At 65.3% G+C, this 21496-nt stretch carries 20 protein-coding genes; 7 read left to right on the forward strand and 13 right to left on the reverse strand.

The features are described 5' to 3' along the window. Positions 1-5 precede the first annotated feature (5 nt). The 5 genes from fabD to K2O51_RS24775 all read right to left on the reverse strand — a co-directional run bounded on the left by fabD (position 6) and on the right by K2O51_RS24775 (position 4159). Positions 6-935, reverse strand: coding sequence for an ACP S-malonyltransferase (fabD, locus tag K2O51_RS24755; protein ID WP_011298419.1), 930 nt, complete (start codon positions 933-935; stop codon positions 6-8). Positions 936-1003: 68 nt separating this feature from the next. Then, positions 1004-1984 carry a beta-ketoacyl-ACP synthase III gene (locus K2O51_RS24760; RefSeq protein ID WP_140950735.1) on the reverse strand — a complete coding sequence of 327 codons (981 nt, stop codon included), beginning with the start codon at positions 1982-1984 and terminating at the stop codon, positions 1004-1006. 53 nt (positions 1985-2037) lie between these two features. Next, positions 2038-3114: a phosphate acyltransferase PlsX gene (gene plsX / locus K2O51_RS24765; RefSeq protein ID WP_011298421.1), complete on the reverse strand. Its 1077-nt coding sequence runs from the start codon at positions 3112-3114 to the stop codon at positions 2038-2040. Positions 3115-3265: 151 nt separating this feature from the next. Then, entirely contained in the window at positions 3266-3445 is a 180-nt protein-coding gene (rpmF, locus tag K2O51_RS24770) for a 50S ribosomal protein L32 (RefSeq protein WP_008644820.1), read from the reverse strand. A gap of 120 nt (positions 3446-3565) precedes the next feature. Further along, positions 3566-4159, reverse strand: a complete 594-nt coding sequence (locus K2O51_RS24775) for a DUF177 domain-containing protein (RefSeq protein WP_041680000.1) — start codon at positions 4157-4159, stop codon at positions 3566-3568. A gap of 168 nt (positions 4160-4327) precedes the next feature. Between K2O51_RS24775 and K2O51_RS24780 the strand changes: the two genes are divergently transcribed. Together K2O51_RS24780 and K2O51_RS24785 are read left to right on the forward strand one after the other, a co-directional pair. Then, positions 4328-4927, forward strand: coding sequence for a Maf-like protein (locus K2O51_RS24780; protein ID WP_011298423.1), 600 nt, complete (start codon positions 4328-4330; stop codon positions 4925-4927). A gap of 14 nt (positions 4928-4941) precedes the next feature. Next, positions 4942-5673: an SAM-dependent methyltransferase gene (locus K2O51_RS24785; protein ID WP_220630903.1), complete on the forward strand. Its 732-nt coding sequence runs from the start codon at positions 4942-4944 to the stop codon at positions 5671-5673. 65 nt (positions 5674-5738) lie between these two features. On the opposite strand, the gene K2O51_RS24790 is transcribed toward K2O51_RS24785, so the two are convergent. From K2O51_RS24790 to K2O51_RS24805, 4 genes are read right to left on the reverse strand one after another with little or no spacing between them, the layout of a single operon-like run. Next, on the reverse strand, positions 5739-6923 hold the full coding sequence (locus K2O51_RS24790; RefSeq protein ID WP_011298425.1) for a S49 family peptidase: 1185 nt from the start codon (positions 6921-6923) through the stop codon (positions 5739-5741). A gap of 57 nt (positions 6924-6980) precedes the next feature. Continuing rightward, positions 6981-7385, reverse strand: a complete 405-nt coding sequence (locus tag K2O51_RS24795; RefSeq protein WP_011298426.1) for a Rieske (2Fe-2S) protein — start codon at positions 7383-7385, stop codon at positions 6981-6983. Beyond that, positions 7378-8037: an HAD-IA family hydrolase gene (locus tag K2O51_RS24800; RefSeq protein ID WP_220630904.1), complete on the reverse strand. Its 660-nt coding sequence runs from the start codon at positions 8035-8037 to the stop codon at positions 7378-7380. The genes K2O51_RS24795 and K2O51_RS24800 overlap by 8 nt, the downstream gene beginning before the upstream one ends. After that, on the reverse strand, positions 8018-9076 hold the full coding sequence (locus tag K2O51_RS24805) for an RluA family pseudouridine synthase (protein ID WP_011298428.1): 1059 nt from the start codon (positions 9074-9076) through the stop codon (positions 8018-8020). The genes K2O51_RS24800 and K2O51_RS24805 overlap by 20 nt, the downstream gene beginning before the upstream one ends. 772 nt (positions 9077-9848) lie before the next feature. Here K2O51_RS24805 and K2O51_RS24810 point away from each other — a divergent pair. The 5 genes from K2O51_RS24810 (at position 9849) to K2O51_RS24830 (ending at position 16652) form a co-directional block, all read left to right on the forward strand. After that, a complete protein-coding gene (locus K2O51_RS24810; protein ID WP_220630905.1) occupies positions 9849-12986 on the forward strand; it encodes an Rne/Rng family ribonuclease in 3138 nt (1045 codons plus the stop codon). Positions 12987-13153: 167 nt separating this feature from the next. Continuing rightward, entirely contained in the window at positions 13154-14278 is a 1125-nt protein-coding gene (gene moaA, locus K2O51_RS24815) for a GTP 3',8-cyclase MoaA (protein ID WP_041679660.1), read from the forward strand. A gap of 22 nt (positions 14279-14300) precedes the next feature. Continuing rightward, the gene (mobA, locus tag K2O51_RS24820; protein ID WP_011298431.1) at positions 14301-14900 is read left to right on the forward strand and encodes a molybdenum cofactor guanylyltransferase MobA; all 600 of its coding nucleotides are present in this window, start codon (positions 14301-14303) and stop codon (positions 14898-14900) included. Positions 14901-14915: 15 nt separating this feature from the next. Next, entirely contained in the window at positions 14916-16205 is a 1290-nt protein-coding gene (gene moeA / locus K2O51_RS24825; RefSeq protein ID WP_011298432.1) for a molybdopterin molybdotransferase MoeA, read from the forward strand. Positions 16206-16367: 162 nt separating this feature from the next. Then, positions 16368-16652: a hypothetical protein gene (locus K2O51_RS24830; protein WP_011298433.1), complete on the forward strand. Its 285-nt coding sequence runs from the start codon at positions 16368-16370 to the stop codon at positions 16650-16652. 42 nt (positions 16653-16694) lie between these two features. Here the strand turns inward: K2O51_RS24830 and K2O51_RS24835 are convergent, their stop codons facing one another. From K2O51_RS24835 to K2O51_RS24850, 4 genes are all read right to left on the reverse strand, one after another. Beyond that, positions 16695-18161, reverse strand: coding sequence for a DNA recombination protein RmuC (locus K2O51_RS24835; protein WP_011298434.1), 1467 nt, complete (start codon positions 18159-18161; stop codon positions 16695-16697). 10 nt (positions 18162-18171) lie between these two features. Continuing rightward, complete coding sequence (locus K2O51_RS24840) at positions 18172-19167, reverse strand: 2-hydroxyacid dehydrogenase (protein WP_011298435.1); 996 nt, start codon at positions 19165-19167, stop codon at positions 18172-18174. A 4-nt stretch (positions 19168-19171) separates the two neighbouring features. Beyond that, complete coding sequence (locus tag K2O51_RS24845; protein ID WP_011298436.1) at positions 19172-20596, reverse strand: sodium:proton antiporter; 1425 nt, start codon at positions 20594-20596, stop codon at positions 19172-19174. A 152-nt stretch (positions 20597-20748) separates the two neighbouring features. Beyond that, entirely contained in the window at positions 20749-21435 is a 687-nt protein-coding gene (locus tag K2O51_RS24850) for a LutC/YkgG family protein (protein ID WP_220630906.1), read from the reverse strand. Between the last annotated feature and the right edge of the window lie 61 nt (positions 21436-21496).

A 21496-nucleotide genomic window follows, 5' to 3' on the forward strand; every position in this document is an offset into this window, starting at 1 on the left:
TTCGCTTACTTCAGCAGCGCCAGGGTTTCCTGCAGCGAGGCCGGATCGAACACCGCGCCGCCGGTCAGGCTGCCGTCGATACGCTTGGTCATGCCGGCCAGGACCTTGCCCGGGCCGCATTCGATCACGTGCGTGACGCCTTCGGCGGCCATCTTCTGCACGCACTCCACCCAGCGCACCGGCGCGGCGGCCTGGCGAACGAGCGCGTCCTTGATCGCTTCCGGATCGTTGACGATGGCGACGTCCACGTTGTTGACCAGCGGAATGGTCGGTGCCGAGAACGTCAGGCCGGCCATGCGCTCGCGCAGGCGGTCCGACGCCGGCTTGAGCAGCGACGAGTGGAACGGCGCCGACACCGGCAGCGGCAGCGCACGCTTGGCGCCCTTGGCCTTCGCGACTTCGCAGGCCTTCTCGACGCCGGCCTTGCTACCAGCGATCACGACCTGCGACGGTGCGTTGAAATTGACGGCCTCGACCACGCCAGCAGCCGACGCTTCGGCGCAGGCAGCACGCACGTCATCGTCGGACAGGCCCAGGATGGCGGCCATGCCGCCCTGGCCCACCGGCACCGCCTCCTGCATGGCTTGTGCACGGAAACGCACCAGCGGTACGGCTTCGGCGAACGGAATCACGCCGGCCGCGACCAGTGCCGAGTATTCGCCCAGGCTGTGGCCAGCCACCATTGCGGGCGCCGGACCGCCGGCGTCGAGCCATGCGCGGTAGACCGCCACGGCGGCGGTCAGCATGACCGGCTGCGTGTTGGTGGTCAGGTTCAGTTCTTCAGCCGGGCCTTCGGCGATCAGGCGGCCGATGTCCTGGCCGAGTGCCGTCGAAGCTTCCTCCAGGGTAGCGCGCACCACGGCGTTGTCGGCGAACGCATTGAGCATGCCGACCGACTGCGAGCCCTGGCCAGGAAATACGAATGCAAATTTCATCGGAGTGCAATCCTAGATTTGAATACCGGTAGCCGCGCGTCCGGTCTCGCCCGCCGCGCCGGCTGTCGTTACATGCGCAGCAGCGCAGCGCCCCAGGTGAAGCCCCCGCCCACGCCTTCCATCAGCACGGTCTGGCCGGGACGGATGCGGCCGTCGCGCACCGCGGCATCCAGTGCCAGCGGAATTGACGCGGCCGAGGTATTGCCGTGTTCGTGGACGACCGCAATCATGCGCTCGGCGGGCAGGCCGAGCTTGCGCGCGGTGCCCTGCATGATGCGGATATTGGCCTGATGGGGAATGAGCCAGTCGATCTGCTCGGGCTGGATCTCGGCCGCCGCCATGGTTTCGCGCGCGACCTTGTCTAGCACGGTCACGGCAAGCTTGAACACTGCCTGGCCATCCATGTGCAGGAAAGCATTGCCTGCGATCGCGCCGCCGTGGACGTTGCCCGGCACGCACAGGATGCCCACATGGCTGCCATCGGAATGCATGGCCGTCGACAGGATGCCGGGCTCGTCGGATGCCGACAGCACGACTGCACCGGCGCCGTCGCCAAACAGCACACAGGTCGTACGGTCGTTGAAGTCCAGGATCCGCGAGAACACTTCGGTGCCAATCACCAGCACATTGCGGTGCGAACCACTGCGGATGAACTTGTCGGCCGTGGCCAGCGCATACACGAAGCCCGAGCACACCGCTTGCAGGTCGAAGGCGGCGCACTGGTTATTGATGCCCAGCTTGTTCTGGATGATGCACGCGGTGCTCGGGAACACGAAGTCTGGCGTCGACGTCGCGACCAGGATCAGGTCGATGCTCTGGCGGTCGATGCCAGCCGCTTCGATCGCCTGCTCGGCCGCCTTGACGGCCAGGTCGCTGCTGGCCACGTCCGGGTCGGCCCAGTGGCGTGCCGAGATGCCGCTGCGCGAGAAGATCCACTCGTCGCTGGTCTCGATGCCCTTCTCGGCCAGTTGCGCCGTCAGATCCTGGTTGGTCACACGCCGCGGGGGCAAGTAGCTCCCGGTACCGATGATTTTTGCGTACTTGGTCATGTAGTGTCGGATCGATTTGTCCGTATGGCAGCCTCAGGCGCCGGCCCGATGCATCAGGCGGCGCGGGTGCTGGGGTGCGGGGTCGGGGCTGTCTCCGGGCTGGCCGGCGCAGCGCCCGCAGCGCTGGTCTTGTCGGCAAATGCCCTTGCTATGCGTTCGATGACGCCGTTCTTGGCGGCATCATACCCGCGTTTGATCGCCCATTCAAAAGAATGGGCATCCGCCGACCCGTGGCTCTTGATCACCAGACCGCGCAGGCCGAGCAGCGAGGCGCCGTTGTAGCGCGCCGGGTCGAGCCGCTTGGCCAGCCGCGACAGCACCGGCATGGCAATGCCCGCAAGCAGCTTGGTGAACCAGGAACGCGTGAATTCTTCCTTGATCATGCCGCCGATCATCTTCGCCAGGCCCTCGGTGCTCTTGAGCGCCACGTTGCCGACGAAGCCGTCGCAGACGACGATATCGGTCGTGCCCTTGAAGATGTCGTTGCCTTCCACGTTGCCGTGGAAATTGAGTTCCGAGGCGCGCAGCAACTCACCGGCGCGCTTGACCACCTCGTTGCCCTTGATGACCTCTTCGCCGATGTTGAGCAAGCCTACCGTCGGGTGTTCCTTGTGGTCCACCACGGCCACCATGGCCTCGGCCATGCGCGCGAATTGGAGCAGGTGCTCCGGCTCGCAGTCCGCGTTGGCGCCGAGGTCCAGCACCGTGGTGCCCCAGCCCTGCTCGTTCGGAATCGTGGTGGCAATGGCCGGGCGCTCGATGCCTTCGAGCGTCTTCAGCACATAGCGCGATACCGCCATGAGCGCGCCGGTGTTGCCTGCGGAAATGCACGCGCCGGCCAGGCCTTCCTTGACCTGGGTCACCGCGACCCGCATCGAGGAATCCTTCTTCTTGCGCAGTGCCACTTCCACCGGGTCATCCATGGTGATGACCTCGGTTGCCGGCACGACGCTGACGCGCGGATGATCCTGCGCGCGCAGCTTTTTCAGCTGCGCCTGGATGGCGTCGGGCAGACCGACCAGCACCACCGCGGCATCGTCGTGGCTGGCGAGAAAACTGATCGCTGCCGGGACAGTCACGGAAACGCCGTGGTCGCCGCCCATGCAGTCGATAGCGATTTTGATCGTCATTGTTCCGGATACGGATTACGCATCGGCGCCGGCAAAAAGCCGGTGCGCGTCCCGAGCGCCCAACAAAAAAGCGGCAACGATCTTGCCGCTTTTTTGTTTCTGATCTACAGGCATGCGCGAGCGAGACGCAATGTCACGCCGAACGAAGCGATCAGTCGTTCTTGGTCTTGATGACCTTGCGACCACGGTAGTAGCCGTTCGGGCTCACGTGGTGACGCAGGTGGGTTTCGCCGGTGGTCGGCTCAACGGCCAGCGGGGCGACCGACAAGTGGTCGTGCGAACGATGCATGCCGCGCTTGGACGGCGACTTCTTGTTCTGTTGAACAGCCATGATGACTCCTTCGAGAATTTTTCAATATTAACACACGCACCCTGCACTAGGCGTAGCCGGGGCCCGGCCGGATGCTTCAACCACTACCTGCAAGACCTTGCGTCGTGCCGCATCGCGGCATCAGTGCTTGGTCTTCAGGCCGGCCAGCGCCGCGAAGGGCGATGGCCGCTTTTCCTCTTCTTCGGGTGCAGCCTCAGGCTCCACCTCGCCGTCCACGCCCGTCACGAGACTCTCGTGCACGGTCGGGCAGACGGCATGCTTGGGTGCCGCCGGCAATGCCAGCAACACCTCATCTTCAATCAGTTCCAGCAACGAAAACCGCTTCGAGCCAGCGATTGCATCGAGCTCGTCGTCATCCATCGGCGCGGCATCGGCCGCTTCCTCGCTGGAGAAAACCTCGAAGCGCATTGACGTGGCAACAGGCTCGGCATAGGCCGCCAGGCAACGCTGGCAATCCAGCCAGACCTGGCCATTCACTGCGAGTTCCAGGAACAAGCGCTGCACCATCGGCGCGCCGGGCTCGGTGGCCTCTTCATGCACGAAGCCGGTAGCCGTATAGGTGAATACCTCGTCGGGCGCAGAAGCTGGCGCTTGCGCGGCCGTCTCGGCTAAGATGCGCGGCAAATCCCGCACCGCCACCTCGCCGGCTGCGCTGCTGCCTTTGCGGCAGAACGCAAAGAGATCTAGCTCGCGCAGGTCGATCGGCTGGGTCATATTGCTGCTCATGCTTGGCTCGCCACACCCAGGGCCCGCCGCCTGACCGGCAACAAGGCAACCGATATTCGGATGCAGCTAAACGCGCGATTATAAGATGAAATCTGCCCTGTGGTCAAAGGCCTTGCCTGCATTGCCCATGGAATTCCTGTTCCGCTTCAATCACTTATGACTTCAACACCGCTTCCCAGGCTGATCCTGGGCTCCAGTTCCCCCTATCGGCGCGAGTTGCTCGAACGGCTGCGCCTGACTTTCGAGGTGGCGGTGCCCGATATCAATGAAACCCCTCTGGCCGGCGAGTCGCCGGAAGCCACCGCGCTGCGTCTCTCGTTGAACAAGGCTCAGGCCATCGCACAGCGGCACCCGGACGCCCTGATCATCGGATCGGACCAGGTCCTGACGCTCGATGGCCGGCAGATGGGCAAGCCCGGTTCCCATGACAAGGCCCGGGAACAACTGCGCCTGATGCGCGGACGCACGGCCACATTTCATTCGGCGCTGTGTCTGCTAGATGGCCGCACCGGCCAGTCGCAGCTTGCCGATGTGCAGACCCGCGTCACCATGCGCGACCTCACCGATGCCGAAATCGACGCCTACCTGCGTCTGGAAAAGCCGTACGATGTCGCCGGCAGCGCGAAGTCGGAAGGCCTGGGCATTGCCCTGCTGTCGCGCGTCGAGTCGGATGACCCCACCGCGCTGGTCGGCCTGCCCTTGATCGCACTCACGTCGATGCTGCGTCAGTCCGGTTACCCCTTCTTTGCCGCATGAGCGGTACGCATACGATGAGCGGCACTCTTTATCTGATCCCCAACACCCTCGGCAAGCGCGACGAAGCCGACCCGCTGCCCGACGTCATCCCGGCCGGCGTCCAGCAGATCGCCGCGAAACTGGACTATCTCGTCGCAGAAAACGCCAAGACCGCTCGCGCCTTTCTGAAGAAGCTGGGCGAAACATGCCCGCTGGCGCGCCCGATCCAGCAGATTGAAATCCGCGAACTGAACGTCAATACCCGTACCGATGCGCTGGCCGACCTGCTCGCCCCGCTGGCGACAGGGCGCGACGGCGGCCTGCTTTCCGAAGCCGGCGTGCCCGCCGTGGCAGACCCGGGTGCCGAACTGGTGCGGCTGGCCCACGCACGCGGCATCCGCGTGCGCCCGCTCGTCGGACCGAGTTCGATTTTGCTCGCTGTGATGGGATCCGGGCTGAACGGCCAGAGCTTTGCCTTCAACGGCTACCTGCCGGTGGAGCCGGACGAGCGTGCGAAGCGGCTGCGTGAACTGGAACAGCATTCGCGCAAGTTCCGCCAGACGCAGGTGTGGATCGAAACCCCTTACCGCAATGGCCCGCTGCTTGATGCGCTGCGCCAGCACTGTGCCGGCACGACGCTGCTGTCAGTTGCCGTGGATCTCACGCTGCCCACGGAGACCATCGTCACTCTGCCACTCTCGGACTGGCGGCCGGACCGGCTGGACCTGCACAAGCGCCCCGCCATCTTTTCGCTGCTTGCGGGCTGAAATACAAGGCAAACAGAAAAGAGGAAGGCTCCCGAAAACATCGGGGAGCCCCGCTGTATTGCCTGTTACCGCATGCCCTGCATCCCGGTGCTCCAGAGCATCGTTTTCATCGCCGCCGTGCCCACGGCCGCGCCAAAACGCTTGGCCACGCGTTCGGCGATGTTCTCCTTGACGGTGTAGTCGACGATGTCCTCGGCCTTGAACAGGTCGCGTGCGACGTAGTCAGCACTGCCCAGCCCGTCCGCCAACCCCAGTTCGACACTGCGCTCGCCCGACCAGAACAGCCCCGAGAACAACTCAGGATCGCTCTTGAGGCGATCGCCCCGCCCTTCCTTCACTACATCGATGAACTGCTGATGGATTTCCTTGAGCATCGTCTCGGCATAGGCCTTCTGCCGCGGCACCTGCGGAGAGAACGGATCGAGCATGCCCTTGTTGGCACCCGACGTATACAGACGGCGCTCGACGCCGAGCTTGTCCATCAGACCCGTAAAGCCGAAGCCATCCATCAGCACACCGATCGAGCCGACGATGCTGGCCTTGTCGACGTAGATCTTGTCAGCCGCCGCCGCCACGTAGTAGCCGCCCGACGCGCAGATTTCTTCCACAACCACGTAGAACGGCTTGGACGGATACAGCGTACGCAGCCGATGGATTTCATCATTGATGATGCCGGCCTGCACAGGCGAGCCGCCCGGCGAGTTGATCTTGAGAATCACGCCGGCCGCATTGCTGTCGGCAAACGCAGCCTGCAGCGATGCGTTGATCGATTCCGCGCTGGCCGGTGTCCCGGCAGCGATTTCGCCGTCCAGCGAAACCATGGCGGTATGGCGGCCAGATCCGATCCCGCTGTCGCCCTTGAAATCGAACACCGCGAAGAAGACCACCAAAAGGATACCCAGCACGGCAAAGCGGAAGAAAATGCGCCAGCGCCGCGCGGCGCGCTGTTCGCGCAGCGTCGCCATCAGCACCTTCTCAAGCACATCGCGCTCCCAGCCCGCGCCGCCGCCCACCGGCGTGCTGGCCTTGCTGCCCTCCAAGCGCGCCTTGCGCTCGCCCGCCTCGCGGCGCGCGGCATCGTCGGCGGCTCTCAGTTCGCGTTCGAGCGGATAGTCGGCCTTGTGAGCCGTCTCCAGACGTTCCGATTCGCCGTTACTGCCCGTGCCTTCCGGCGCTGCCGCCGGGCTGGCCACCCCGTGTTCATCCGGCTGACCCGATTCGCCAAGCGGCGGTTTCTGCTGTTCTGTCATGCAAGTGGCTCGTGGAAAGGCTCTTGGAATGGCTGGTGCGACAGCACCCTGGCCAAGTTACGCGTTATCCGCCGTGTCGGCCGGATGATATGGCGCTTCGGGCACCCAGAATACATTGCCGTCACGCTCTTCGATCCGCAGTTTGGCCAGGGAAGCACCCCGGCACGGGCCGCCAACGCACAGTCCGCTATCAGGCTCGTACATCGCCCCATGTGTCGCACAGATCAAGTATAGGCCCGAGGACTCGAAAAACTGACCCTCCAGCCAGTCCAGCTCCATGGGCACGTGGGCGCACTGATTCAGGTAGCCGTGCACGGCGCCGTCGAAACGCACCGCGAACGCGCCAACCTGGCGCGTGTTGAGTTCAACGGTGAAGCGCACGCCGGACCCGCCATCCACCAGCGCATCAGCCGGGCACAGAAACCGGGCGGCCGCCATGCCTTCAATACCGGACTCAGGCATTCGCCAGCAACCATTCGGTCAGGTCGCCGATCGACCCCGCGCAGTGCAGCGGGGTCATTGCACGCAAGGAATCTTCGGGATGCGCACCATAAGACACGCCGATGCCATGAGCGCCGGCATTGGCTGCCATCTGCAGGTCGTGAGTCGTATCGCCGATCATGACGGTGCGGCCCATGTCCTGGCCGAGTTCCCGCGTGAGCTCCTGCAGCATGGCCGGGTGCGGCTTCGAGAAGGTTTCGTCCGCGCAGCGCGTGGCATCGAACCACTGGGTCAGGCCGCTGGCGGCCAGCGCGCGTTGCAGCCCGACTCGGGTCTTGCCCGTTGCGACACCAAGGAAATAGTGCTCCCCGTGCAGGGCTTCGAGCATCTCTCGCACGCCGGCAAACAGCACCAGCTCGGCATCGCGCGTCAGAAAGTGATAGCGATAGCGCTCGGCAAGACGCGGATAGTCAGACGGATCCAGCGTCGGCACGGCATAGGACAGCGCGTCCTTGAGGCCCAGGCCGATGACGTGGCTCGCAGCGCTGTCATCGGGCACCGGCAGGCCCAGGTCCTTGCTGGCCAGCTGGATGCACTTTGCGATGGTCGGGGTGGAATCCATCAGGGTTCCATCCCAATCGAACACGATCAGGTCAAATTGTTGCCTGGCCATTGGTTTCCTTGTTGGCTGGGTAGGCACCCGGCTTCGGAGTGCCCTGATTGCTCTGGCTGCGCAATTGTTGCAGGAATCCGGTGCATTCGTCCGGCAGTGGCGCCGCCACCACAAGAGGCTCGCGCGTACCCGGATGGACAAACGTCAGCCGGTGCGCGTGCAGGAACATGCGCTTGATGCCCGGCCGCGCGCCGGCGCGGGCCAGTTGCTTGTTGAGCGCGAAGTCACCGTATTTTTCGTCGCCAATGATCGGATAGCCCGAATGCGCCAAGTGCACGCGGATCTGATGCGTGCGGCCGGTCTTCAGTTCCGCCTCCAGCAGCGTGAAGCCGGGAAATGCCTCGACCCGGCTGAATACGGTATGCGAGGGAAGGCCATCTTCCTGGACGCGGACCCGGCGCTCGCCGTCCGGCGTACTGTACTTATATAGAGGCAGCTTGACGTGCTGGCGGTTGTTGGGGAATTCGCCGGCCACGCAGGCAAAGTAGCGCTTGTCCATGCTGTTGCCGCGGATCTGCTCGTGCAGGTCGACCAGCGCCGAGCGCTTCTTGGCCAGCACCAGGATGCCCGACGTCTCGCGGTCGAGTCGATGAACCAGTTCGAGAAACTTGGCCTGCGGCCGCGCCTTGCGCAGTTGTTCGATGACGCCGAAAGCCACCCCGGAACCGCCGTGGACGGCCACGCCGGCCGGCTTATTGATGACCAGCAAGTGCGCGTCCTCGAACAGCACCGGAAAGTCGGCTGCCGGCACGGGATGCCGCGTCGTTTGTGAAGGTTCCGCCACCCGCATCGGCGGAATACGCACGACATCCCCGATCTGCAGCCGGTAGGTAGCATCGACGCGCCCCTTGTTGACGCGAACCTCGCCCGAGCGCAGCACCCGGTAGATATGGCTCTTCGGCACCCCCTTGGAAACCTTCAGCAGGAAGTTGTCGATACGCTGCCCTTCGGCGCCTTCGTCAATCGTGACATACGCCACCTGGGGGCCCGCGGGCGCAGACTTTGTCCCTGTTTCAATTTGATGGCGTAACTCATTCATTTTCAATATAATTTCCTCGCTGATCCGGCCAATGACCGGTAGCGCAAGACCTGTGTAAGCGATTTATCGCATTTTACACTTGGGGCTGCCGCCAGCCCTTCCGTCTCCCGCTTATTCGCGTAACCCGCAAAGCGCCAGACGGGCAAATGGCGGCAAAGCAGCACGCGCGCAGTTGCCGGCGCGCAGGAAGTCGCCCATAGGTGGCTTCGGCAAGGCCGGCAATTACGTGGGAACAAAGTGTTCAGGTAATACAGAATTCAAAGGCGGATGCCACGTGGCATCCGCTTCGGTGAGAGAAAGTCCCGCCGCACCGGGAAACGGTGCCGGCCGGCAGGCGGTGCCTGCCCCCTGACTAGATACACCGGCGCCCGGTCGCAGAACTCCAAGAAGTAGTAGGTGCGCCCGCCAGGAGATGTCAGGTGGCAAATGGCCGCAGTGCCGTGTCCGAAAAACTTGCTCTTTGACGCGCCCAGGCCTTCCGTGGCCGGCCGCGATGCCGCCGGCGCCAGTTGTGCCGGCCCCGCATCGCCACCGGCATCCGGGAACGCGCCGGATGTCTGCGACAAGAGCAGCAGCCGGTGTTCTCTCCCGCCACGCGGACGTCCTCCCGGCGTCGTCGCCTTTCTTTCACCCGCGCCCAGCCGGTTGTGTTCCAACGCAATCTGGCGCTTTTCGGCAATTCTCGCGCCTCGCTTCGCTCCCTTGCGTGCTTCATCGATAGCCGCGGACACCGCTTGACGGTGAATCCGCGACACTGGAGTGAGGTATTGCGATGAAACGCATGCTGTTCAACGCGACGCAACAGGAGGAGTTGCGCGTCGCCATCGTCGACGGTCAGAAGCTGATCGATATCGACATCGAAACTGCCGGGCGCGAACAGCGCAAGGGCAACATCTACAAGGGTGTCATCACCCGCATCGAACCCTCGCTGGAAGCCTGCTTCGTCAACTACGGCGAAGAACGCCACGGCTTCCTGCCGTTCAAGGAAGTGGCCCGCGCCTTCTTCAAGGAAGGCATCGATGTGCGCAACGCGCGCATCCAGGACGCCCTGCACGAAGGCCAGGAACTGATCGTCCAGGTCGAGAAGGAAGAGCGCGGCAACAAGGGCGCGGCCCTGACTACGTTCATCTCGCTGGCTGGCCGCTACCTGGTGCTGATGCCCAACAACCCGCGCGGCGGCGGCGTGTCGCGCCGCATCGAGGGCGAAGATCGCCAGGAACTGCGTGAAACCATGTCGCAGCTGCAGGTACCGGACGGCATGAGCATCATCGCCCGTACCGCCGGCATCGGCCGCTCGGCCGAGGAACTGCAGTGGGACCTGAACTACCTGCTGCAACTGTGGAAGGCCATCGACGGCGCCGCAGGCGACAACAAGGCCCCGCTGCTGATCTACCTGGAATCGAGCCTGGTGATCCGCGCGATCCGCGACTACTTCCAGCCGGATATCGGCGAGATCCTGATCGACACCGACGAGATCTACGAACAGGCCCGCGCGTTCATGAGCGTGGTGATGCCTGACAACATGAACCGCGTGAAGAAGTACCGGGACGACGTGCCCCTCTTCTCGCGCTTCCAGATCGAACACCAGATCGAGTCGGCGTACTCGCGCATGGTCATGCTGCCGTCGGGCGGCGCCATCGTGATCGACCACACCGAAGCCCTCGTTTCCGTGGACGTGAACTCGGCCCGCGCCACCAAGGGCGCCGACATCGAGGAAACCGCGCTGCGCACCAACCTCGAGGCCGCCGACGAAATCGCCCGCCAGTTGCGCCTGCGCGACCTGGGCGGCCTGATCGTGATCGACTTCATCGATATGGAGTCGGGCAAGGCCCAGAAGGATGTCGAAACCCGCCTGAAGGATGCGCTGCGCCACGACCGTGCGCGTGTGCAGATGGGCAAGATCAGCCGCTTCGGCCTGATGGAGCTGTCGCGCCAGCGCCTGCGCCCGTCGCTGTCGGAGGGCTCGCACATCACTTGCCCGCGCTGCAATGGCACGGGCCATATCCGCGATACCGAATCGTCCGCCCTGCAGGTGCTGCGCATCATCCAGGAAGAGGCGATGAAGGAAAACACCGCCGCCATCCACTGCCAGGTGCCGGTGGAGGTTGCTGCCTTCCTGCTGAACGAGAAGCGTCAGGAAATCAACCTGATCGAACTGCGCTTCAAGGTCAACGTGCTGCTGATCCCGAACAAGCATCTGGAGACGCCGCACTACAAGCTGGAGCGCTTGCGCCACGACGATCCGCGCCTGGAAGAAGGCATGGCCAGCTACCGCATGGCCGAAGCCGCCGCCAAGGAACTGGAGGCGGACACCAGCTACAGCGCCCGCAAGAAGGAAGACGCCAAGCCGCGCCAGGAAGCCGCCGTCAAGGGCATCACCCCGGAGCAGCCGGCGCCCGTGTCGGTGCCGCGCCCCGAGCGCGCGCCGCGCCAGGAAGCCGCTCCTGTGGCGCCGCCGGTCCCGGCTACCAAGCCCGTGGAAAGCGGCGGTTTCATCGCCTGGCTGAAGGGTCTGTTCGGCGCACGCCCGGCTGCACCGGTCGTCGTGGAGCCGGCCAAGCCGGCCGCCAGCGAGGCGCGCAGCGCCGATGGCCGTCGTGAACGCGGCCAGCGTGGCGAAGGCCGTGGCCAGGGTCAGCGCGGGGACCGCGCCGAGCGTGGCGAACGTACCGAACGTGCCGAACGCGGTGAGCGTGGCGAGCGCGGCGAACGCCAGCGCGGCGATCGCGGCCCGCGTGGCGAGCGCGTCGAGCGCCAGGGCGGCGAGCGTGCCGAACAACGCGAACAGCGTGAGCCGCGGGAACAGCGCGAGCCGCGTGGCGAGCGCCAGGGCCGCCAGCCGCGTCAGGGTGAACAAGCGACTCCGGCGCTGGCTCGCCAGCCTGAAGCCGCACAGGGCGAACGTGCCGAGGCGCGCCAGGAAGGCCGCCGCGACCGCAACCAGGAGCGCCGTGAACGTCAGCGGGAACGCCAGCGTGATCGCGGCGACGCACGGGAAACCGAAGCCGGCGAAGCCGTGCCGGCTGAAGCGGTAGCCGCCATTCAGGCCGCCGCCAGCCTGCCGGAAGCCGCGTTCGAAGACACCCAGCCGGCCGGCCAACGCGCTGAACTGCCGGAAGGCGCGGAAGCCGTGACCGAAGGCGGCGAAGGCGAGGAACGCCGCCGCCGCAACCGCCGCGGTCGCAACCGCTATCGCCGCGAACGCGACGACTCGGTGCAAGGCACGCAGGATGACGCCGAGGACACCACGTCCGCCGAGGTCGTGGCAGATGCCGCACAAGCCGTCGCCGTCGAAGCCAGTGCCGCCCCGGCCGTGGCGGCCCCGGTGGCCGACGAGCGTGAAGTGGAACCTGTCGCGCTGGCCGCTGAAAAGCCGGCCCAAGCCGTGGAAGCTGTCGCTGCCCCTGTTGTCACCGTGACTGAAGTGGCTGCCCAACCGGCTATGACGCAGGTGGCGGCGCCGGTGGTTGCCGAGGCCCCGGCTGTCGAAACTGCACCGGCTGTCATCCCGGCCGTGACCATGGCCGAGCCGGCACCGGCTCCGCAAGCGGCACCGATCGAACCGGCCGCACCGGCGGTGCAGCCTGCCGCAGCCGAGCCTGTGGCGGTCGAAGTGGCTATCGCAGCGCCTGCCGTCCCGGTTGCCGCGCCTGTGACCACCGTTGCCGCTGCTGCGGCCAGTCCGTCGACCCAGTCGCTGGAAGGTCTGCAGCCGATGCTGGCAACGGCCGGCCTGGAATGGGTCAGCACGGACAGCGAAAAGCTGCGTGCCGCGCAGGAAGCGGCTGCTCGCATCGTTCCGGCGCCGCGCGTGCCGCGTGAACGCAAGCCGCTGCCCCCGCTGCCGGAAGGCCCGATGGTCCTGGTCGAGACCAGCGCCCGCGAAGTCGAGAAGGCTGAGCAGCACTAAGCACCACATCCGCGTCAGTGGAGAATAAAAGGGGACGGCCGAGGCCGTCCCCTTTTTTCGTGCATGGGCAATCCCGATGCCGGTGGCCCGCCTCGGCTAGAATGGCACCAGAATGCATCCGGTTCCCCCGAGCCTTGCTCGCCGGAGGCATCGCCCACCCACAGGCCATGACCGACACCGTCATTCCGATCTTCGACCTGCGCGATCATCGCTACCGCTCGATGACGCCCAGCATCCCCGAAACGCTGGTCGAGCCTTCCGGGCTGGTCGCCGATACCCGTGCGCGGCCGCTGCACGACCTGCGCATCTCGGTGACGGACCGCTGCAATTTCCGCTGTGTGTATTGCATGCCGAAGGAAGTCTTCGACAAGGACTACACCTTCCTGCCGCATTCGGAGTTGCTGAGCTTCGAGGAAATCGAACGCACCGCGCGCCTGTTCGTGAGCCTTGGCGTCGAGAAGATCCGTCTGACCGGCGGCGAACCACTGTTGCGCAAGAACATTGAGAAGCTCGTCGAAATGCTCGCGCGCATCGACACCGTCTCGGGCAAGCCGCTGGACCTGACGCTGACGACCAACGCGTCACTGCTCGCGCGCAAGGCGCAGTCGCTGCGCGATGCCGGCCTGCGCCGCGTGAGCGTGAGCCTCGACGCCATCGATGACGTCACCTTCCGCCGCATGAACGATGTGGACTTTGCCGTGGCCGATGTGCTGCACGGCATCGAGACCGCTCAGGCCGTTGGGCTGGCGCCGATCAAGGTCAATATGGTGGTCAAACGCGGCACCAACGATGCCGAGATCGTGCCGATGGCGCGCCACTTCCGCGGCAGCGGCATCATCGTGCGCTATATCGAGTTTATGGATGTCGGCGCCAGCAACCACTGGCAGATGGATGAAGTGCTGCCGTCCGCCGAGGTGGTTCGCCGCATCGACGAAGTTTTTCCGCTGGAGGCCGTTCAGGCGAACTACGCCGGCGAAACCGCCGAGCGCTGGCGCTACCGCGATGGCGGCGGGGAGATCGGCGTGATCTCCAGCGTGACGCACGCGTTCTGCGGCGACTGCAGCCGCATCCGGCTGTCCACCGAAGGCCGCCTCTACCTGTGCCTGTTCGCGACCGAAGGCTATGACTTGCGCGCACTGCTGCGCGGCGACTACAGCGACCTGCAGGTTGCGAATGCGATCGCGCAGGTCTGGCAGGGCCGCACCGACAATTACTCGGAGCAGCGCAGCAACCCGGCGGTACGGCAGGCGCGCGCCGAGCGCAAGATCGAAATGTCATACATCGGTGGATGACCCGCCGACCTCCCTTCCTCCGATGATTGCACGCGACGACATTACCGGCCTGATCCTCGCAGGCGGCAGGGGCAGCCGCATGGGCGGCACGGACAAAGGCCTGCAGCCCTTGCGCGGCACGCCCATGGCCATGCACACGATGATGCGCCTGACGCCGCAGACCGGTGCGCTGATGATCAACGCGAACCGGAACCTGGCAGCCTACGAGTCTTTCGGCGTACCGGTGGTGACCGATTCGGTGCCGGACTTCGCCGGCCCGCTGGCCGGCATGCTGGCCGGACTGGAGCAATGCCAGACCGGCTGGATGGTCACCGCGCCATGCGATTCTCCGTTCCTGCCGGCAGACCTCGTACCGCGGCTTGCCCAGGCCATCGAAGCCGAAGGCGCGGAGCTGGCCATCCCGGTCACCGTGGATACGGATGGCCGCCGCCAGCTCCAGCCGGTGTTCTGCCTGATGCCGGTCAGCATGCTGGACGACCTGATTGCCTACCTGAACGGCGGCGGGCGCAAGATCGAAACGTGGGCCACGTCGCACCGGCTGGCGGAAGTCCTGTTCGATGACGCTGGCGCCTTTGCCAATATCAACACTCTCGACGAGCTGCGCACGCACGAAGCCGGCTGAACGCCCGTTCCCACCATGCCATCCCTGCAATCCGTCATTTCCTGCCTGTCCGACTACGATCCCACCGCCCTGCCCGTGGACCAGGCCAACCGCATCATCGGCGAAGTGGTCGAACCCGTGCGCGGCATCGAGCAAGTGCCGATCCGCAGCGCGCTGGACCGCGTGCTGGCCGAGGACATCATCTCGCCGATCGATGTCCCCGCTCACGACAACTCGGCAATGGACGGCTACGCGTTCGCCAGCAGTGCACTGCTGGCCGCCGATGCAGGACAAGTGGAACTCGAAGTCGTCAGTACCGCATTCGCGGGCGGCGGCTTGAGCAGCCAGCCGGGCGCGAGCCAGGCCGTGCGGATCATGACCGGCGCCGTCATGCCGGATAGCTGCGATACCGTCGTGCCGCAGGAATTCGTCGACGTGTTGGCAGACGGCAGCCGGATCCGCTTTGCCGCGGACACTGTGCGTGCCGGCGACAACCGCCGCCTGCGCGGCGAAGACCTCGCGCGCGGCCAGTCCGCGCTGCAGGCCGGCCGTATCATCCAGCCTGCCGACCTGGGCCTGCTCGCCTCGCTCGGCTTCGCCGAGGTACGCGTGCGCCGTCGTTTGCGCGTGGCGTTTTTCTCGACCGGCGACGAGCTGCGCTCGATCGGCGAGCCGCTGGACGCCGGTTGCGTCTACGACTCGAATCGCTACACGCTGCACGGCATGCTGCGGCGCCTGAATGTCGATCTGATCGACATGGGCGTAGTGCGCGACGACCCCGCGGCGCTGGAAGCCGCGTTCCGCACGGCCTGCGAGACGGCCGATGCGGTGATCACCTCGGGCGGCGTCTCGGTCGGCGAAGCCGACTATACCAAGCAGATCATGGCCAGCCTCGGCGATGTCACGTTCTGGAAGATTGCGATGCGCCCCGGGCGGCCGATGGCGTTCGGGCGGATCGCTTCGGGCGGGCGCGACGCGCTGCTCTTCGGCCTGCCGGGCAACCCGGTCGCCGTCATGGTGACCTTTTACCATTTCGTGCGCGCCGCGCTGCATCGACAGATGGGCGCCAACGTGCCGCCGCTGCCGCTGATGCGCGTGCGCAGCGCCCAAGCCATCCGCAAGAAGCCCGGCCGCACCGAATACCAGCGCGGCATACTTGCGCGCGCCGATGGCGGAGAGTGGGAGGTGCGCATCACCGGGCAACAGGGCTCCGGCGTGCTGCGCTCGATGAGCGAGGCCAACTGCTTCATCGTGCTGGCCCATGAACAGGGTGCGGTCCGGGCCGGCGACATGGTCGACGTGATGCTGTTCGACGGGCTGGTCTGAAGGACGCACGCCCACCCCGATCTGTCGTTTTTGCGCCGCATATTGATGCCTGCCGCCGAGCCGCGGCAGGTGAAATGCACGCCACCTCTCTGCCGGACTATGCTTGCGTCCGGGCAATCGCTACACTTGCCGCACGATTTTGAAACAATGTCCTCCCCCGTCATGAATCAGGAGATTGCCTACCTCCACCCGGTCAAGACCGCCCGCGCGCTGGTGCTGGTCTACCTGTGCTTTTCGGTGCCGATCGTCTCGCTGGGCCTGTTTGTCGCGTTCGTCCGCTACGGCGACCTGCCCGGCATTACCGTGTTCAGTGCATTGATCCTGAACGCGCTGATCGGATTCGGGCTGCTGTGGCTCGCCTGCAAAGCCTACAACTGGGTCGCCGCGCGTTTTGGCGGCATCGAAGTCCACGTACGCGAACTCGCTCCCGAAGAAGCGGAGCACTGATCAGCCCCCCGAAGGCCGGCGCGCATCACGCGCCGACCGGTCTCAGCCGCCTGCGTCTTCCGGCACCTCGGGCACGGCCGTGCCCAGTAACTGCTGCGCAGCCTCGCCAGGCAAAGCCTCTACCGTCCGCAGCTTGCGCGCCATCTGGCGCGTGCGAACCTCGGCCTGCTCGATATTCCGCGCCGCGCGTTCGAGCGTATCGCGGGTCTTGGCCAACACTTCCCCGAACTTCCCGAATTCCGTCTTCACGGCGCCCAGCACTTCCCACACCTCGCTCGACCGCTTTTCCAACGCGAGCGTACGGAAGCCCATCTGCAGGCTGTTGAGCAAGGCCGTCAGCGTCGTCGGCCCCGCCACCGTCACGCGGTAGTCGCGCTGCATGACGTCCGTCAGCCCAGGCCGGCGCAACACTTCAGCATACAGGCCTTCGGTCGGCAGGAACAGGATCGCGAAGTCGGTCGTGGCCGGCGGCGACAGGTACTTCTCCGAGATGGCCTGCGCCTCGCGCCGCAGTGCCACTTCGAGTTCGCGGCCAAAGGCAGCCACGCCGTCGACATCGCCACGCTCCTGGGCATCGAGCAGCCTCTCGTACTGTTCCTTGGGGAACTTGGCGTCGATCGGCAGCCACACCACGCCCTGTGCGGGATCCTTGCCCGGCAGACGGATGGCAAACTCTACGCGTGCGCCCGAGTTGCGCACAGTTTCCACATTCTTGCCGTACTGATCCGGCGTCAGCATCTGTTCGAGCAGCATTTCTAGCTGCACCTCGCCCCACGTGCCGCGCGACTTCACGTTGGTGAGCACCTTCTTCAGGTCCCCCACGCCCTGCGCGAGCATCTGCATCTCGCCAAGACCGCGATGCACCTGTTCGAGCCGCTCGGAAACCAGCTTGAACGATTCGCCAAGCCGCTGCTCCAGCGTCGCATGCAGCTTCTCGTCGACGGTCCGACGCATCTCGTCCAGCTTGGCGGCATTGTTCGCCTCGATATCGCGCAGCTTCTGCTCGAGCGTCGCGCGGACTTCCGCCAACCGGCGTTCGTTGGCTTCCGACATCTGCGCAAGCTGCTGCTGCAGGCCGTCGCCAAAGCGGCGCAGCGACACCGCCTGCTCGTCACGCGCCTGCTGCCCCTGCAGCAGCAGGTTCTGCCTGACGTGTTCGAGCTGCTGCGTGTTCGATTCCGTCAGCTTGGCGAGCTGCTGGGCAAAGGTGTCGATCTGGTTGTTCTGCAGCGTTGCGATGCTGGTCAGTTGCGACGACAGCGTCTGCTGGAAGCGCAGCATCTGCTGGGCAGACTCCGAACGGCCGCCGCGCGCGGCTTCGGCCACGTCGTTGCGCAGTTCGCGCTCGAGCCGCTCCATGCCGCGCTGGCTATCGGTTCGAGTATCGGCAAGCTCGCGCATCAGCTCGTCAGCCGCGGTAGGTGTCGCCTGCTGGCGCAGCAGCAGAACGACAAGCAGGGCGAGCGCCAGCAGCGCTACGCCCAGCGTCAGCAAGGGAATCCAGGTCATGAGTAAAACTTCAGCGGCGATGCCCCATCACGGCAGGGTCGATCACCGAAGGCGGATGGCCGGCATTGGGACCGGCGTCGAGCGCGGCGATCAGGTTGTCCGCGGCCAGCATCGCCATGGCGCGGCGCGTCTTCTCGGATGCGCTGGCGATGTGCGGCGTCAGCACCACGTTCGACACGGTCAGCAGGTCCGGATGGACATCGGGCTCGCCTTCGAACACGTCGAGGCCTGCGGCAAAGATGCGGCGAGTCTTGAGCGCATGGGCCAGCGCCTCGTCATCGACGATACCGCCGCGCGCAAGGTTGACCAGCGTGGCCGTCGGCTTCATCTGGGTCAGCTCCGTGGCGCCGATGGCATGGTGGCTTTCCGGCCCGTATGGCAGCACCAGCACCAGGTGATCGGACTGCTGCAGCAACTCGGCCTTGCTCACATAGCGCGCGTTGAGCGCGCGCTCGGTCGCCTCGGGCAGCTGGCTGCGGTTGTGATAGAGCACGGTCATGCCAAACCCGGCCGCGCGGCGTGCGAGCGCCTGGCCGATCCGCCCCATGCCGAGGATACCCAGCGTGCTGCCGTACACGTCCATGCCGACCAGCATGTCGTAGCTCCACCGCTGCCACCTGCCATCGCGCAGGTAGTGCTCGGACTCGGTCACGCGGCGCGCGGTGGCCATCAGCAGCGCCCAGCCGAAGTCGGCCGTGGTCTCCGTCAGCACATCGGGCGTATTGGTGGCGACGATGCCCGCCGCCGTCAGCGCGGGGATGTCGAGGTTGTTGTAGCCGACCGCCATATTGCAGACGGCACGCAGGTCGGGCAGTGCGGCGACCACGCCGCCATCGATGCGGTCGCCAGCGTTGGTGAGCACGCCCGCCTTGCCGGCCAGACGCGCCTTGAGCGCCGCAGCGTCGAGTACGACATCCTGCTGGTTGTCGTCGACCTCGAAGTACTGCGCAAGATGGTCGATGACATCGGGAAAAATGGCACGGGTGACAAGAATGGACGGCTTCATGGCATCACACACGGAAAAAGAGGAACGTCATCACCAGGAACAGCGGCAACAGGATGGAGCCAGACCATAGCATGTAGCCGAAGAAACTGGGCATGCGCAGGCCGCGGTTTTCTGCGATGGCCTTCACCATCAGGTTCGGCGCATTGCCGATATAGGTATTGGCGCCCATGAACACCGCGCCGGCCGAGATCGCGGCAAGTGTCGACGCGTCGCGTGTCATCAGCGTGGCGGCGTCGCCACCGCCGGTATTGAAGAACACGAGGTAGGTCGGCGCATTGTCCAGAAATGAAGAAAGTATGCCGGTTGCCCAGAAGTACATGCTGTCGACGGGCTGACCGTGGGCATCGCTCACGGCCCGCACCACGACGGCGAACGCACCATCGGTACCCGCCTTGAGCATGGCGATGACAGGAATGATTGTCAGGAAGATGCCGGCAAACAGCTTGCCCACCTCAAGAATCGGCTCCCAGCTGAACTCGTTGCCGCTGCGCGCGGTGTGCGGCGTCACCAGCAGCGAGACGATCGCCACCACCACGAGCAGTACGTCGCGCACCGCCGCCTGCAACGGCACCTCGGTACCGAGCACGTCGAACGAAATGCCAGGCTTCCACAGGCCGCTCATCAGCACCAGTCCCACCACCGCGAGCAACAGCACGAAATTGATCTTGCCTTCAATGCGGATGCCCCGCGTGTCTGGCGTCGGATCGCTGCGCTCGGGCAGCGCTTCTTCCTTGTTGAGGAAGTAGTGGCGATCGATCAGGTAGAAGATCGCAAGCAGCGCGGCACACAGGAACAGCGTCTCTGGAAGGATATTGCGCATGGTCCAGAAGAAATCCACGCCTTGCAGGAACCCCAGGAACAGCGGCGGGTCGCCGAGCGGCGTCAACGCCCCGCCCGCATTGGCCACGAGAAAGATGAAGAACACGACCACGTGGGCCACATGGCGGCGGTTGTCATTGGCGCGCAGCAGCGGACGGATCAGCAGCATGGCCGCGCCCGTTGTACCCATGAAGCTGGCCAGCAACGTACCCAGCGCCAGGATGCCGGTATTGAGGCGCGGCGTTCCATGCAGGTTGCCGCGCACGCAGATGCCGCCAGCAACGATATACAGCGCCGCGATCAGCGCGATGAACGGGATGTACTCGCCGAGCAACGCATGCACAGCACTTGCCAGCGCTGCATGTATGCCGAATACGGCGGCAAACGGCAGCAGGAACAGCAGGCCCCAGACCGCCGCGATCTTGCCGTAGTGGTGGTGCCAGAACCGCGGCGCGAGCAGCGGGACCAGCGCGATCGACAGCAACACGCCGGCGAACGGCAACCCCCACCAAGCGGACAGGGTCGCGCCGTCGACGTCGGCGGCGTGGGATAGCGAAGGAACGATGGCCAGCATTGCCGGCAGCGGCAACAGCACGCGGGCGCGTTGCATCAGATGGGCTCTCCTTTTGACAGTGCACGTGGCCGGCATTACCGCAGCGGAGTTTCCCCTGCGGCAATGCCGGCGCCTCGCGCGTGAACATGCCAGTGTAAATCAGGCGCCACTGCGTCCCGCGCGGCGCCGGCCGGACAGGCGCGGCGAGATCAGGCCTGGTCGACCAGGATCACGTGGACGCGGTACGGCCCGTGAGCACCGAGCACGATGGTCTGCTCGATGTCGCCGGTACGCGACGGACCGCTGATGATATTGGTTGCGCGCGGCAGCTCGCCGCGTTCGCTGCGCACCAGTGCAAAAGCGTCTTCGAGGCTGTCGACGATGCGCGATACGGGCACCACGGCGATATGCGTTTCGGGCAGCAACGCGGCCGAGGCAAACGTTTCGGGCCCAGACAGCAGCATCAGCGAACCGGTTTCGGCAATGGCGCAGAAGCAGCCGGTAATGCCGACCAGGTCACCATGGTCGTGATCGGCCTGTGGATCGCGCACCGGAGGCCGGCATTCGACCGTCATGCCGCTTTCCTGCCATGGCAGCGCGCCGAACGCATCCCACGCCACGGCGCGATGCGCGAGGTTCAGGCTGTCGAGGAAGCACACCGTTGCGGCAGGCACGTCGTCGAGCGTGGCAACGCGATCGACTGTGGAAGCCATGCGCTGCGCCCAATCCATGAACGCTTCGGTACGGTCCGGCCGAGGCGTCGGGCGCGGCCCCTGCGGATGGCGCGCCAGATAGTCGGCCACGGCCTCGCGTTCGCCGCTGGTCACCTTGGGCGAACGCCCCTGCGCGGCGCGGATACGGGCAAAGATGCGATCACGGGCGTTGTTGGTTTCCATATGGCTTGGACAGGTTCAGAAAATGCGGTGCGATGCACGCCATTATAGAGACGCACCCTAC

The sequence above is a fragment of the Cupriavidus pinatubonensis genome (genome assembly GCF_019602855.1).
Classification (GTDB): domain Bacteria; phylum Pseudomonadota; class Gammaproteobacteria; order Burkholderiales; family Burkholderiaceae; genus Cupriavidus; species Cupriavidus pinatubonensis.